Genomic DNA, 14,932 nt, shown 5'->3' on the forward strand with positions numbered 1-14,932 from the left:
GGACTTAAATTAATCATGTTAGGGTAGGCAAACTTATAATTATTATGGCATCCAAAAATTGATGTATGTTAAGAAATTCAATTGGCTGAAAGTTCTTTTCGTATTCTGCTCAAGCTTTCGGTAGTAATTCCTAAATATGAAGCGATGTGGTAATTCTTTAAGTACTTTTCGGTTTCGGGATAGGTATTTATAAAATGGAGGTAGCGCTCTGTTGCCGTTTGTGAGATACCAGCGAGTATTCGTTTTTGAAAAGCGGCGAAGGCACGTTCTAATTTAATTCTAAAAAAGCGATCGATGCGAGGAATCTGATCGTATAAGTATTCCTTGTCCTTTCTGTTAATTCTATACAGTATAGCGTCATCAAGGGCTTCGACCGTCATAATCGCTTTTTCGTTAGTGAAAAATGCAGTATAATCACTAACCCACCAATCTTTGATACCGAATTGCACGGTATACTCTTTGCCTTGACTGTCTATATGAAAGGTCCTTAAACAACCATCCAAGATGTAATAATGTGAATCGACATTATCACCAGGACTAAATAAAATGTCTCCCTTTTTTACAACGACTTTATGAAAAACAGATTCAATAATTTTAATCTCATCGTCAGTAAAAACAAGAGTTTTAAATATCTCTTTGATTTTAGAATTATCGGAACGCACGGTTGTTCAGTTAATAGCGTGCTGAAATTACTCAAAACCCTTTGAGGATAAAAGTTAAAATCGATATGGGTAATTAAAAGCAGTTAATCAACCATTTTATATAAGAAAAAGTTGCGTAGATCGTTCTAAGTGGTTTTTGATCGATTAGCTTATTCGATTTTTTTAGCGACAGTTTCGGCGCCACCTTGATATAGTGTAAAACTTTCAACTTGGCCTGATGCATTTGTATTCATTTTTAATGTTATCGGCGCTACTTTGGCAAAAAAAGTGACCTGATCTTCAGCGAAAATTTCAAATTGTCCCTGACCTGTAGCTTGGGCGTAAACCTGACTACCGTTAACCGAAATTTCAACGATAAAGTTTGGCCCCAATTCATATTTGCCTATATAGCTTTGTAGAACGTCATTCGGCAATGTTATTTCTTGACGCGCTTTGGGCATAGCTTTATTAATTTCTTTACCCGTACTCTCAGTGTCTGTAATGAATATGACTTGACGTGTGCCATCGGCTGATTTTGAAAACTGATATTCAATGTTTCCCTCTTCAAACATAAAACGATCTTCGGCAAGCGGAAAGATATCGAAAGCTGTATTTGTGTCAGATTCGCGCATACTTCGCAACTGCCCATCTTTTAAGAAGATGTGTCTTATGGCGCCATCGCCAAACTCATAGGCGCCTACCCATTGTGTTAGTTGCTCTTCTGAAAGCTTTATGACGTCTTTCATGGTTGGGAATGGTTTCCCGATGGCTATGGCAGCCAGCTCTCTCGTAAGATCACCAATATCATTGCAGTTACAATTGCTAAGTCCAATAACATAAACATCTTCATCAATGAGATAAATACCATTAGTTGTAAAACCAAAAATACCTCCGCTATGCGTATAGCCTTTAGAGCCTTTTAAACTAGTTTCTCCTAGGCCATAACCATAATCAATGTGCTCTCCGTTATTAAGTTCTGAGCCATTAATGGCTTTTTGGAATGTAGAGGCCTTGATTAGTGTATTATTGGATAAAGCATTTTGCCATTTTAACATGTCGTCAATCGTAGAGGTTAAAGATCCTGCAGCATGTGGCAAGGTCATACTGATATAATTGGCATTGGCATAACCATTTTCATTTTGTTCATAACCTTGAGCTCGATTTTTTACCAACTCTTTGTTATTGCCGTATCTCGAATTTGTCATCCCTAAACGTTCAAAGATGTTTTTCTCAATAAAATTCTCATAAGAATCTTTAGCGATTATTTCGATGATATAACCTAGTAATACATACCCAGAATTATTATATCTGTAGGCATCACCAGGGTCGAAATCCATAGGCTCATTCTTAAAATAATCGACCAACTCTTCTGTGGTTTTATCGGTGCGGGCCACTTCGACCAAGTTGCCCATAGACGTATAACTTTTAATTCCAGAGGTGTGATTGAGCAAGTGATGGACGGTTATGGTTTTTCCTTGAGTGGGATAATCTGGTATAAACTTAGTGATGGGATCGTCTAAACCTAGCTTCCCTTGTTCTTCGAGCATTAGGATAGCAACCGCTGTAAACTGTTTGGTGATGGATGCCAATCTGAATACATTTTCTGGAATCATATCCACATCCAATTCTAGATTCGATTTTCCCACCGCATTTCTATAAATGGCCTTACCATCTTTGGCAACCAAAATGGTCGCTCCTGGCATATCGGTCTGATAGTATTTAGAAACGACATCATCGAATTGTTGGGTTAGGTCTTGGGCTTGAATGGTGGTTGTGAGAAGGAAACCGAGTGCTATAACTAGAAGTGAAAATTTTGTTTGCATGTTTTTTTGATGGATTGTTTATAGTGAGACGACCTTAGAGATATAAAGTTACAAAAAAGTCAATTGCAATAAGCTGGCCAGTCTCTGTATGTCTACCTAAGACACCAAATCACATACTAATCTTCCTGTTGAGATATGTCTATGAGTTGTCCCGCTACAGCACTGATGTCTCTACTAGCACCAGAAGTGTTAGATATGGCCACTGTAACAGTTTTTAAACTTGGAATAACAAAAAATTGCGTTGAAGATCCAGTTTGCGCACCACTATGCCCATAAATACTGCCTTCGTTAGGTTGCTTACCATAAAGGAAAAATCCAAATCCATAACCATTGTTTACCTTTTCTAGGCTGTGATGTTCAATCATCAATTCTAGAGTCGCTTTGGTTACAAGGGTATGGTTAAGCAAGGCATTACCGAATTTGATGAGATCGCCAATTGTAGAATAGAAACCACCGCCAGGAATGCGATTACTCAGATTATTGACCTTAGATTTTTTTATGTTTCCTTTTCTATCTCTTCGGTATAAAATGGATGCATTTTCTCGTTTTACTTCAGGATTTTCAATACCCGTATGTTCCATATTGACTTTGTCCCAAATATGCTTTTGCATATAGTCTTCATAGGATAAGCCAGAGACTTTTTCTATTAGAAGACCTAATACAACGTAACCATAAGTCGTATAATAAAACTCAGTTCCAGGTTCAAAGCGAAGCTTTCGATTTTTAAAGACCTCGTAGGCGTCTTGTAATGTTGGGTAATTAATTTTGTTTTCGGTCTCTTTGCTGTTTTTATAAGCATCTATTCCCGAAGTGTGAGATAACAAGTGCGCAGTGGTGATTTTGGCCTTTCCTTTTTGCACAAACTCTGGAAGGTAATGATCAACTGGTAAGTTGATATCAATCAATCCCTGTTCTACCAATTGCATTATGGCAACAGCTGTCATAGATTTAGCAATGGAAGCCGTTCTTACTTCTGTATCAATCGTAAACACCTTAGTGTCGTCTGAAAAACCTACGGCAGATTCCCAAACGATATCTCCATTAACGGAAAAAGCTGCGGCTGCTCCCATAACTTTTTCGTCTTTAATTAGACTGTGGAGCAAGGCATAAGCAGCATCAGATGTATTCTGGGCAAAACAGAATAGTGTTTGGCTTATAAAAAGGATGAATAAGAAGTCTGTTTTTTTCATGATGAACTAAAATGGATTTGAATCAAAAGTACATATCCGTTTGCTCTAAGGTAGCAATTTAATTGACTTTGGGATAAACTATTTGTTTTTAGGGACGACTAATTCAGCTCTAGTATTGCCGCTTTATAATTTTTGGATACGGGGACTTCCATTTCAGTCAGCTTAATACGATTTGAACCATTCCATTCTTTAAAATGAGAGGGATTGATAAGATGGGAGCGATGTACTTTTAAGAGTTCAGGGATATCATTTTGAATGCCTTTAAGGGTATTACGAAGTAATTTTTTATGTAATGTTCCTTTTATTAAATAATGCACTTCTACATAATTATCGGCACTCGATACACAAATGAGATCGTCGTATAAGATTTTTAGAATATCTAGTTTATTATCGCCCTTTATCGTTATGGTGTTTTTGGAATTGTTAGGTGCTTTTTTATTCAAAAACCATCTCATAAAAATGACGATTGAAAGCAAAATTAAGCTAATAGGGATGTAAACGTAAAGTAGAAATGTTTCAAAATTATAGTCTCCATTGACCAATTCTGTGCGATAATAGGCATAAGAGGCTATAATCTGAATAAGATTGAAAACAATAATAAAAAGAACTTCAAAAGCCAGCGTCCATATCCCAAGCCTTTTAAAAATGGCGTTCTGAGCTAAAATCAAAAGCATATAGTTTAAGAAACAAATAATTCCATAAGGTGGAAGCAGCTGCAGTCGCTCTGAGAAATCTAGATCCGAGATATCAAAAGGCGCAATAAGAATAAGGAATAATACCAACCATAAGCTTATAAGTAAACCAACAATGCTATGATGCTTTATGGAGGTGTTCAGTGGTAATTTCAAGATGAATCAATTAAAGTACCCAAGTTAACTAATAGCTAACAAAAAACCGATTCAATCCTTATTAGGGGGCATAAAAAGTCGTTTTAATAATGACCATCGTAAGTATCGGCTTTATAATACTCAATAAGATCAAACTTTCTATCCGTAAAGGTTTCTGGTAGAATTTTAAAATGCTGAATGCGATCTATGCGAAAGGCACGATAGGCATCTCTAAGGTAACACCAGGCAATTAAAATCCACTTTTGATTGGTAGAGATGAGCGTATAGGGTTCTATTTTTCTGAACGTCATATTTGGGTCATCCGCCTTACGGTAGTTGATTTCTATATAATTAAAGTTGGTGATTGCGAGCTGAATTTCAGAAAGCGCGGCACTGGATATATCTTCTTGCTGTGGTTCAAATACAAAGATTTTGCTTTCCAATAATTCACTTTTTTCTTGAATAGACGTTCTGAAGACGGATTTAATCTTTATTAAGGCGTCGTTAAAATCTTTGGCAAAAGAAGAGTCTTGGGTTTTATTGACTAAATGTTGGGCAGTGACAATGGCATTGGCTTCTTTTTCTGTAAACTGCACTGGGGCAATCGTATAACCTTCCATTAAGGAGTAGCCCCGACCTTCAATGGTCGTTACGGGAATACCAGCTTCCTCAAGCTTTCTAATATCACGGTAGATCGTTCGGATACTTACGTTATATCTATCGGAAAGCTCAGTCGCTGTTAAAAGCCGTTTGGATTTTAAGAGTGTTAATATGGATATAAGCCTTGCTAATTGAGACATCATAACAAATATAGCGAACTGGATACCAATTCGCTATGTGATGTTTTTTGATTGAAGCTCTTTTTATTCATTTTCCATTGATGAAAGAAACGAATTCAAAATAAGCTTAGTTCCAAGAGTGCAAGGCGATTCTATTGCCTTCGGTATCTAAGAACTGTGCCATATATCCATTTTCGCCAATATCGGTCTTTGGCATAAGCACCTTACCACCTGAAGTTTCAACTTTCTCTAAGGGTATCTGTAAATCTTCACCACCATTGATGTACAGTGTTGGACCATCAGAAGTCGGCTTTTGTTCCTCGCCTTCAACTAAACCGCCACCAACGCCGTTGTTGTCATCATCGTAAGGAAACATACCATATTTTATGTTTTGTTCTGGCATATGGTGATCCTTAATTTCAATATCTAAGACCGTTCCGTAAAATTGCTTGGCGCGTTCGTAATTTTTTACTGGGATTTCAAACCAGCTGATTGCATTTTTCATTTTTAAATTGATTTTTTAATTAAACTTAATGCAAAGGTATGGGCCTTAGTGTCAGAACATGTCAGAGGTGTAACTGGATAACAAAAAAACCACTTAGAATAGTCCAAGTGGTTTTAAAAAGCCAATTAATTACTTAGGGGATTGGCTTATTGCTTTATGAATTTTAAAACGGTTTCTTCATTGTACGTTTTGACTTTAATAAAATAAATACCACTGTTTATACCCGTAACATCAATGGTTTTCTGATTTGAAGTCAACACTAATTGACCATTTGTGGCGTAAAATTCAATACACCGAATCGTGTGAACATCGAGATGCTTTAAATGAACCAAAGATGTACTGGGGTTGGGGAATAACACTAAGTTGTTTAAAGAAAAATCATTTATAGACAGACTCGAGGTATTTTCAAAGGCACCAATATCTATGGCATCAATTATTTGTTTTGCCGTTCCATTGCTATGAAGCACATATTCATTGGCAAGATCATTATTGGGAAGATGGATTGCTGGAATGGCATCTCCGGAATTGACTAGGGGAGAGGTATCCTGTAAACTATAATTTTCATTATTAAAATCGACAAACAATGGGTCAGCGCCTCCTATATTATTGCCTTGATCTGTTATTGTGCCTGATGGTCCGCCGCTATGCGAATTTACCCACCCCGTTTTTATCCAATTGTGATGTATATTTAGAGTTCCTGTATTATCAATCATGGCCAATCTATTTCCATTTTCGGTGATATAAATGACATTATTGAACGCGTTCATTGTTTCGTCCGAAGTCGAAAGCCTTGCCAAAGTCGTATTTGAATTTCGAGTTGATATGACGGTATTATTATAGAAGTAGAGATTCCCCTTTCTATAATTCGATGTCGTTCCATTGTCACCTCCATAATGCAAGATTTGCGAATTTCCTGCGCCGTCGGGCTCTATAAGAATATTACCATAAACGTAAGTTGTGGCATAGGAAGGGTCGTTATACAACGCGGATGTTCCAGATTCGACAAGATCCAGTTGACGGTTCCCGCTTTCAATCCAGTTATATCTGACGACTAGCCCTGCAGACCTATCTTTAAGATTATTACCTAAGGCACCAGCTCTCAGAGGTCCAAACCTATTGTATTCATAGGTTATTCCCAAGGCTTCCGTATAGGTGTTATGTTCAAAAATCCGTCCGACGATGCCATTATCGTAGATATAATTATTAGTAATCAAAATAGCTTTGGTCTGACCTCCATTGGCTCCAATAAAGATGCCATTCCCCGAGTCATGTATCGTACAATTTCTAATAATAATGTGTTCTCCCTTTTCGATGTATATGGAAGCTGCATTATTAGAATAGGTATCCGCCTGTCCATTATCATCTGTAAAGTTATATGCTGGTCTTGCAGATCGTATTTCTAAATTTTCAATAGTAATATAGCTTGGTAGGGCATCCGAAGGTACACTAGACCCACCTATTTTAATAATTCCCCTAGCGTCATTCCAATAGTTAAGATTAGTTGGGGTAACAGCGCCATTACCGTCTATAATGGGTTGTTCGCCACTTGGGCTGCTTACACCAATGATTTCGATTCTGTTGAGCTCAGTGCCTTGGGCATTAATAACCCATTTTTCATAATACGGCGTGCTTCGCCAATGAATATAAACTTTATCACCGGCTTGTAATGATGCCCAAGGGACATCCGAGATATTTGCAAGTGCATGCCCAGGACCTACGTGATAGTCTGTGCAATACATGAAATTAAATGTGAATAGGATAATGAAAAAGCTGGGGTAGAGACATTTCATGATATCTTGATTTAGGCTATATCAATATCTAAATTAAATGGCTTAAATCGGCTTAAAAGCAATATAAATCGATTAAATCAACCAGCTTTTAACATGTTTATATAAAATTCTTACAATTCAGTGGTCATACATCGGATGACTTCGACTAGGATTAGGATGTAATAAAAAACCACTTAGAGTTTTCTAAGTGGTTTTTGGTATTTAAATGAGATGCTGAAATACTGAAACAGGTTCAGCACAGGCAAGTTCAGCATGACAAAAAATTATTTTATCATATCGTAGCTACGCTTGATAAAGTTGGTGAGTTCTTCACCCTTGAGCAAGCCTTGCGATAAACGTGCTAAGTCCAAACTCTGATTAATTAAACGTTCTTGTTTTTTACGCGTTTTGGTATTTAGGATTTCATTGACCAATTCGTGGTTGGTATTCACCACCAAGTTGTACATTTCTGGCATATGACCCATACCAAACATACCACCGCCGGTTTGTTGCATCTCTTTCATACGACGCATGAATTCGGGTTGGGTGATCATAAATGGAGACGCATTGCTGTCCATAGCTTCCAATTGTACCATGAATTTCTCTGATGGTACAACCTCTTTCAACAATTCATCCAATTTGGTTTTTTCCTCGTCGGATAATTTTGAAATAGTCGTATCGTCTTTTTTGATGAGGTTATCGATATGGTCCGCATCTACACGTGCAAAAGAAATATTCTCTTTAGTGGTTTCTAATTTTTGCATCAAATGACTTACGATTGGTGAATCTAACAACAAGACTTCGTAATCTTTCTCCTTAGCCGCTTGAATGTAGCTGTGTTGTTCGTCCTTATTGGCCGCATAAAGAATCACCATTTTATCATCTTTATCGGTTTGCTTAGCTTTAATGGCATTGGTCAACTCCTCAAAGGTGTAGAATTTACCATCAACCGTTGGATATAGTGCAAAAGCATCCGCTTTTTCGAAGAATTTGTCTTCGGATAACATACCGTATTCAATAACGATTTTGATATCGTCCCATTTCTTTTCAAAATCCTCACGATTGCTGTTGAATAAAGACTTCAATTTATCAGCTACTTTACGTGTAATATAGGATGAAATCTTTTTGACATTGCCATCCGCTTGCAGATACGAACGCGATACATTTAATGGAATGTCTGGCGAATCGATAACGCCTCTTAACATCGTTAGGAATTCAGGGACAATACCCTCTACATTATCGGTAACGAAGACCTGATTTTGGTATAACTGAATTCTGTCCTTTTGAATATTGAGGTCGTTCGTCATCTTAGGGAAATATAAAATTCCCGTAAGGTTGAACGGATAATCGACATTCAAATGGATATTGAACAAAGGCTCTTCAAACTGCATAGGGTACAGCTCTCTGTAGAAGTTCTTATAATCGTCTTCTTCTAAGTCTGAAGGCTGCTTGGTCCAAGCCGGATTTGGATTATTGATGATATCATCAACAGTAATTTGACGATGAGGCTCTGTGGTCTCTTTACCGTCTTCATCGGTGATGGTTTGTGGTTCATGCTCAGGATCGTTGATGTCCTTGGTACCGAATTTAATCGGAATCGGCATAAACTTATTATACTTAGTCAGTAATTCACGGATTCTGGAGTCTTCTAGGAATTCCTCTTCACCTTCAGAAATATGTAATATAATTTCTGTACCTCTCTCGGTTTTATCAGCTTCTTCAAGCGTAAATTCTGGTGAACCGTCACAGGTCCAATGGGCCGCAGGGGCATCGGTATGTGATTTAGTGATAATTTCTACTTTATCAGCCACCATAAATGACGAATAGAACCCTAAACCAAAGTGACCAATGATGCCTGCATCTTTGGCTGAGTCTTCATACTTGTTTAAGAACTCTTCGGCACCAGAAAAAGCAACTTCATTGATATATTTCTGAACTTCTTCAGCCGTCATTCCAAGACCTTGGTCAATGATATGGAGTTTTTTACCGTCTTTATCAATCTTTACCTCAATTTTTGGCGCACCGTATTCCACTTTAGATTCGCCAATACTTGTTAAGTGCTTAAGTTTTAAGGTGGCGTCTGTAGCGTTACTGATTAACTCACGTAAGAATATTTCGTGATCACTGTACAAGAATTTTTTAATTAATGGAAAGATATTTTCTACCGATACATTAATACTTCCTTTTGTCATGATTATAATTGTTAGATGTCACTTCGAGTGTTTTGAACTTGTTCAAAATGTATCGAGAAGTTCTCGATACTTCGACTTCGTCTCAACTCGAACTGACGAAAGTTGATGTTTTATTTCTGCCTATTCCTATTCAAATAAAATACCAAGACCATAATTGTGACAAGATGGCATAAAAAAGAGGCTGTCTGAAAAATATAGAAATCTGTCATTCTGAATTAATTTCAGAATCTCATCGATTTGATTTCTAGTAGGTTTTAGAATCTGAAACGAGTTCAGATTGACAAAACCATGATTTTTCAGACAGTCTCTTTAATTTAGATAAAAAAACTAATTCTTAAGCATTTCCTTGTTTTCGATCTTTTCTTCTTTTTTAGTTTTGTTTTTCACATGCTTATCTAACCATTGATCTTGTTCCCAAAGCATATGCATAATCGATTCTTTGGCTCTATAACCATGGCTTTCCTTTGGTAACATCACCAATCGTACAGGCGCCCCTAAACCTTTTAAGGCATTAAAATAGCGCTCACTTTGTAATGGATAGGTTCCAGAATTATTATCGGCCACACCATGAATTAAAAGTAGTGGTGTTTTCATTTTATCGGCATGCATAAAAGGTGACATGTTATAATAGATTTCTGGAGCTTCCCAATAGCTGCGCTCTTCACTTTGGAAACCAAAAGGTGTTAATGTTCTATTGTAGGCACCACTTCGGGCAATACCCGCCGCAAAGAGATCAGAGTGTGACAATAAGTTAGCGGTCATAAAGGCGCCGTAACTATGACCACCAACAGCTACCTTTTCTCTATCGATATAGCCTAAGTTATCTACAGCATCAATAGCGGCCTTTCCATTAGCCACTAACTGTGTTCTAAAGGAGTCGTTGGGTTCTTCGTCACCTTCACCGACAATAGGGAATGCGGCATCGTCTAAAACGACGTAGCCTTTAGTCACCCAATAAATAGGTGAGCCCCAATAGGGATAAACAAATTCGTTGGGATTTGATGTACTTTGCGAAGCACTCGCTTTATCCTTAAACTCGCGTGGGTAGGCCCAAAGGATCATCGGGTATTTTTTACCTTCTTTATAATCTAAGGGTAAGTAGAGTGTCCCATCCAAGTCCAAACCGTCGTCGCGCTTATAGCTTATAACACGTTTATCGACTTCCTCAAGACTTTTAAACGGATTTTCGAAATCCGTAATGGCTCTAAGGTCGTTCTTCTTAATATTTCTGATATAATAATTGGGATAGTCTTTTTTAGATTCGATTCGGACTAAGATTTCCCCTTTTTTCATATCAATGGCATCATACAGATTCTCGAGCTTATCGGTATATTCTGATCGGTAAAGACGCTTACTCTTTCCAGATTTTATGTTGTACTCATCTATAAAAGGAAATTGTCCTTCTTTGGAATAACCATCCCCCATTAAATACAATTTACTTCCATTCATCGTTAAGGTGTAACGACCAAATTCATTCTTTGAAGTCACAAAATTTCCAGGATCGCTATAGACATCCTGGTAGTTTCTATCATACATCACTTTGGCTTTACCATTGGATGGATTAAAGAGGTAGGTCTTTAAATTTCTCGTGTTCCACCAGTAGTCATAGGCTACCGCATTGTTATCATCTCCCCATTGTATCCCGGAGAAGCGTTGTTTGGTCTTTAGGATTTCTTTGGGTTGGCCACTAAATGGTGCATTCAACTCATAAACCACATCTCTGTAATCCACTTCTACTTCGGGATCACCTTTGTCCAAAGCTTCGGCCCAAACTAAAGTCGCAGGCTTATCACCTCTCCAGGTCATATTGCGCTTGCCCATTCTTGTAGACATAAAACCTTTAGGTCTAACTTCGTCTAGAGGGACATCGTTAACGGTTTTTATCTTTTTTCCGTTTGAGGCGTACATGACACTCTCGTTAGGGAACCTTGTAAATGGCACTAAATAAGAGAATGGACGCTTTACTTTGGTAATCATCACATAATTGCCATCAGGTGAAAAACTGATACCGCGATACATGTCTGCACCTAAGTAATCCTGAATGTTGCCGTTAATGGACACTTTTTTAATTTCAGAACGTGCTAATTGCTCAAAGTTAAACTCGTCATTCGGGGTTTTTAATAAATCCTGATAGGTTCTATTTTGTGCCTTAGCACCATCACTAACGGAGACTGTTGGTCCTGTGGGTACGGCAATATCTGTATTGATGAGTTCCTTTCTGTCGCTGGGTAGCATTTTTACCAAAAGGTTTTTATTGTCTTTAAACCAGTTAATGGTACTTCCCATATTGGCGTTAACGCTAGCATCTGTAAGTTTGGTCACCTTAGCTTCTGCAATGTTGAGTACCCAAACTTCAACCCCTTTCGGTGTCGTATTCAGACAGGCAATCATGGTTTCGTCAGGAGACCATCTAAAGCCAGAAAGTCGCGCATTTTCGGGTAAACCTTTAACCTGTGTGGCGGCTGCGTCATCGATTTGCTTCACTTTAATATTGGTGTAGTAATTGGTTCTACTACCAATATTGGTCACTGGATTGATACGCAAACCTGCCAAACGCATTTCCGTTTCGGATAGCTCTTGGATGGATTTGTATTGGTTGCGATAGAGCAGTACCATATGCTCACCTTTACTGTCAATTTGAACTCCAGGAGCCAGTTCAACATCGGCGAGTTCTAAGATCTCGTCAGAAGGTACTTGGTACTTAAGACTTTGTTGCGCATAACTATTTAATACAAATAGCAATGCAAATAATTTGATTAATGATTTCATATATATAAAGGTAATTAATTAGTGGCCTGAAGATACTTAAAATTATAAGTGGAAAATGTGATACTATTGTTAAAATTCTGTTGAGATTATGCCGTGTTTTGTTTGTTATGCGCGCATAACGAATTGATTTAGGAATCCATGGAAATGGGTTAAATTTGTTGTCCTAACTATTTTTTTTAGCGCATGTACAATTCAAGAATTACCGGTCTGGGGAAGTACGTCCCAGAAAACGTTGTGACTAACGATGATTTAAAGGAGTGGATGGACACCAGTGACGAATGGATACAGGAACGCACAGGAATCAAAGAGCGTCGTTGGATAGACCCAGAAACGAGTGATGATACCACATCGATAATGGGAGCAAAGGCCGCCAAGATTGCCATTGAACGTGCCGGTTTAACAAAGGATGATATTGATTTTATTGTTTTTGCGACTCTGAGTCCCGATATGTATTTTCCGGGTGGTGGTGTACGTGTGCAAGAACTTCTCGAAATGGATACCATTGGTGCTATTGATGTACGCAATCAATGTTCCGGTTTTATCTATGGCTTATCGGTTGCCGATCAGTTCATCAAAACGGGGATGTACAAACACGTATTGGTGATTGGAAGCGAAAATCACTCTGGTGGTTTGGAGCGTTCTACACGTGGTCGTGCCGTGACGGTAATTTTTGGTGATGGTGCCGGTGCTGCAGTGTTGAGTCGCGAAGAAGATAATACAAAGGGTGTGTTATCGACACATTTACATTCTGAGGGCAAACACGCCAAGGAATTATCATTAGAAGGGCCGAGTACGGGCCGTTGGGTCGATGCCATAATGGAAGATAATGATCCCGACGATGTGTCCTACTATCCCTATATGAATGGCCAGTTTGTATTTAAACATGCGGTGGTACGTTTTAGTGAGGCTATTATTGAAGGCTTAACAAAAAATAATCTACAAAAGGACGATATTGATATGTTGATTCCCCATCAGGCCAATTTACGTATCTCACAATTTATCCAAAAGAAATTCGGCTTGGGCAATGATCAGGTCTATAACAACATTATGCGCTATGGCAATACTACGGCAGCATCGATTCCGATTGCTTTGACCGAAGCCTGGGAAGAAGGCAAAATCAAGGAAGGCGACAATGTAGTCTTGGCCGCTTTTGGTAGTGGCTTTACTTGGGGTAGTGCTATTATAAAGTGGTAACCTTTACAAATGCTTATAAACGTTTATAAGTATTTGTAATTATTTAAAACCGTTAATGCATCGCGCTTCTTGGCTTTGGCTTATTTTTCCGCTAGTTTTAGAGAAATGCATATATAAACTAGTTGTGTGTCATTGAACGCGAAACTGATAAAATGCATCAAGAAAAAAAGAATCTCACTTTTTGTAGTTCTACCGAAGAAAATACAAATTCTAAAACGGGTGAATTTTTGCATGATTATTATTGGAGTTTGGAAAAATATTCAGGACAAAGCAGAAAACTTACTAAAAGAATAAAGACAATTCTACCTCAAGAGAACTTAGGTAATGGAATTACAATTGGAAATGTGCTAGTACAATTAAACTCGAATACTGAAAATTTTGATTTTGAGTATAAACCAAGTGAAATGGATTGTTTGAAAATATACACCTACCATTCATCAGAAAGAATTCAGTACTTCAAAGTAAAGTATATTAACAATAAATGGATTAAAGGAGGTAATGTAATTACTGCGATTATGGAGAGAATTGCTAGAGGAAAAATAAAATAACGAACACACAACAATGGCTATAATTCATTGTGGTTTTGTGCCACATCAAAGTAAAAAACATAAATAAAACGGCTGGATTTCGACGGAATAATCCTGCGGATGATTCTACAACGAAATCATAGCCTGGACTGCTGGTAGTGATACTATCAAAACTCAAAAAACTCAGAGAGGGAAACGTTCAGCGCATTACAAATTTCTGAAATCGTAAAAATCGTGGGATTGACTTTACCATTCTCCAGTTTTTCAATAGCCTGCCGATCTTTATCACAAGCACGGGCCAAATCGGACTGGCTCCAGCCTTTTTGACTTCTTAAGGCGACAATACGCCTACCGACTTTCTGTTTAAGTTGTTCCTTATCCACAACACAAATGTCAATTAATTATACGACAATTTTGTCATATTAAAATTTGACAATTCGATTTTATTTCATAAGTTTGTCATATAATAGTATGACAATTGAAAAAGCTAAGAAAGCGAAAAGTATATCAAAAGCACCAAGCTCGAGAACTGAGATATATTGCAGTTCCTGAAATTCGATTGGAGGGCAAGTGGTTAAAAAAACTTGGGTTCGATATCGGTAATGAAATCGACATCGAGGAACAACGACATAAACTCGTCATTACACTGGCAGGCAAAAAGAAAGGAAAGAATTAAAGCCAGTTTTATTTACTAAATTAGTTGCTGAAAGGCAAGT

At 37.8% G+C, this 14,932-nt stretch carries 13 protein-coding genes; 3 read left to right on the forward strand and 10 right to left on the reverse strand.

Annotation, left to right across the window (positions count from 1 at the left end):
• Positions 1-77: 77 nt before the first annotated feature.
• The 9 genes from ACO052_RS09485 to ACO052_RS09525 all read right to left on the reverse strand — a co-directional run bounded on the left by ACO052_RS09485 (position 78) and on the right by ACO052_RS09525 (position 12,495).
• Entirely contained in the window at positions 78-662 is a 585-nt protein-coding gene (locus ACO052_RS09485) for a Crp/Fnr family transcriptional regulator (protein ID WP_422107770.1), read from the reverse strand.
• 149 nt (positions 663-811) lie between these two features.
• Positions 812-2,464 (reverse strand): serine hydrolase, encoded by a 1,653-nt coding sequence (locus tag ACO052_RS09490; RefSeq protein WP_422107771.1) that lies wholly within the window; start codon positions 2,462-2,464, stop codon positions 812-814.
• 116 nt (positions 2,465-2,580) lie between these two features.
• On the reverse strand, positions 2,581-3,654 hold the full coding sequence (locus tag ACO052_RS09495) for a serine hydrolase domain-containing protein (protein WP_422107772.1): 1,074 nt from the start codon (positions 3,652-3,654) through the stop codon (positions 2,581-2,583).
• Positions 3,655-3,752: 98 nt separating this feature from the next.
• Positions 3,753-4,502, reverse strand: coding sequence for a LytTR family transcriptional regulator DNA-binding domain-containing protein (locus tag ACO052_RS09500; protein ID WP_422107773.1), 750 nt, complete (start codon positions 4,500-4,502; stop codon positions 3,753-3,755).
• An 83-nt stretch (positions 4,503-4,585) separates the two neighbouring features.
• A complete protein-coding gene (locus ACO052_RS09505; RefSeq protein WP_422107774.1) occupies positions 4,586-5,284 on the reverse strand; it encodes a helix-turn-helix transcriptional regulator in 699 nt (232 codons plus the stop codon).
• A gap of 103 nt (positions 5,285-5,387) precedes the next feature.
• Positions 5,388-5,765 carry a VOC family protein gene (locus ACO052_RS09510; protein ID WP_422107775.1) on the reverse strand — a complete coding sequence of 126 codons (378 nt, stop codon included), beginning with the start codon at positions 5,763-5,765 and terminating at the stop codon, positions 5,388-5,390.
• Positions 5,766-5,911: 146 nt separating this feature from the next.
• Entirely contained in the window at positions 5,912-7,555 is a 1,644-nt protein-coding gene (locus ACO052_RS09515; protein ID WP_422107776.1) for a T9SS type A sorting domain-containing protein, read from the reverse strand.
• 263 nt (positions 7,556-7,818) lie between these two features.
• On the reverse strand, positions 7,819-9,726 hold the full coding sequence (gene htpG / locus ACO052_RS09520) for a molecular chaperone HtpG (RefSeq protein WP_422107777.1): 1,908 nt from the start codon (positions 9,724-9,726) through the stop codon (positions 7,819-7,821).
• A 327-nt stretch (positions 9,727-10,053) separates the two neighbouring features.
• A complete protein-coding gene (locus tag ACO052_RS09525) occupies positions 10,054-12,495 on the reverse strand; it encodes an alpha/beta hydrolase family protein (RefSeq protein WP_422107778.1) in 2,442 nt (813 codons plus the stop codon).
• Positions 12,496-12,678: 183 nt separating this feature from the next.
• On the opposite strand from ACO052_RS09525, the gene ACO052_RS09530 reads away from it, so the two are divergent.
• Positions 12,679-13,689 (forward strand): 3-oxoacyl-ACP synthase III family protein, encoded by a 1,011-nt coding sequence (locus ACO052_RS09530; RefSeq protein ID WP_422107779.1) that lies wholly within the window; start codon positions 12,679-12,681, stop codon positions 13,687-13,689.
• A gap of 152 nt (positions 13,690-13,841) precedes the next feature.
• Positions 13,842-14,237 (forward strand): hypothetical protein, encoded by a 396-nt coding sequence (locus tag ACO052_RS09535; protein WP_422107780.1) that lies wholly within the window; start codon positions 13,842-13,844, stop codon positions 14,235-14,237.
• 146 nt (positions 14,238-14,383) lie between these two features.
• Here the strand turns inward: ACO052_RS09535 and ACO052_RS09540 are convergent, their stop codons facing one another.
• Positions 14,384-14,599, reverse strand: a complete 216-nt coding sequence (locus ACO052_RS09540) for a helix-turn-helix domain-containing protein (protein ID WP_422107781.1) — start codon at positions 14,597-14,599, stop codon at positions 14,384-14,386.
• Between the two features lie 95 nt (positions 14,600-14,694).
• Between ACO052_RS09540 and ACO052_RS09545 the strand changes: the two genes are divergently transcribed.
• A complete protein-coding gene (locus ACO052_RS09545) occupies positions 14,695-14,892 on the forward strand; it encodes a SymE family type I addiction module toxin (protein WP_422107782.1) in 198 nt (65 codons plus the stop codon).
• Positions 14,893-14,932: the final 40 nt, after the last annotated feature.

It is taken from the genome of Winogradskyella sp., from assembly GCF_965228925.1.
GTDB lineage: Bacteria > Bacteroidota > Bacteroidia > Flavobacteriales > Flavobacteriaceae > Winogradskyella.

What these genes read in the sequence shown, in the direction of transcription:
- ACO052_RS09490 (WP_422107771.1), bottom strand. Translation starts at nt 2,464, where the DNA reads ATGCAAACAAAATTTTCACTTCTAGTTATAGCACTCGGTTTCCTTCTC.
- ACO052_RS09495 (WP_422107772.1), bottom strand. Translation starts at nt 3,654, where the DNA reads ATGAAAAAAACAGACTTCTTATTCATCCTTTTTATAAGCCAAACACTA.
- ACO052_RS09505 (WP_422107774.1), bottom strand. Translation starts at nt 5,284, where the DNA reads ATGATGTCTCAATTAGCAAGGCTTATATCCATATTAACACTCTTAAAA.
- ACO052_RS09510 (WP_422107775.1), bottom strand. Translation starts at nt 5,765, where the DNA reads ATGAAAAATGCAATCAGCTGGTTTGAAATCCCAGTAAAAAATTACGAA.
- ACO052_RS09515 (WP_422107776.1), bottom strand. Translation starts at nt 7,555, where the DNA reads ATGAAATGTCTCTACCCCAGCTTTTTCATTATCCTATTCACATTTAAT.
- htpG (WP_422107777.1), bottom strand. Translation starts at nt 9,726, where the DNA reads ATGACAAAAGGAAGTATTAATGTATCGGTAGAAAATATCTTTCCATTA.
- ACO052_RS09525 (WP_422107778.1), bottom strand. Translation starts at nt 12,495, where the DNA reads ATGAAATCATTAATCAAATTATTTGCATTGCTATTTGTATTAAATAGT.
- ACO052_RS09530 (WP_422107779.1), top strand. Translation starts at nt 12,679, where the DNA reads ATGTACAATTCAAGAATTACCGGTCTGGGGAAGTACGTCCCAGAAAAC.
- ACO052_RS09535 (WP_422107780.1), top strand. Translation starts at nt 13,842, where the DNA reads ATGCATCAAGAAAAAAAGAATCTCACTTTTTGTAGTTCTACCGAAGAA.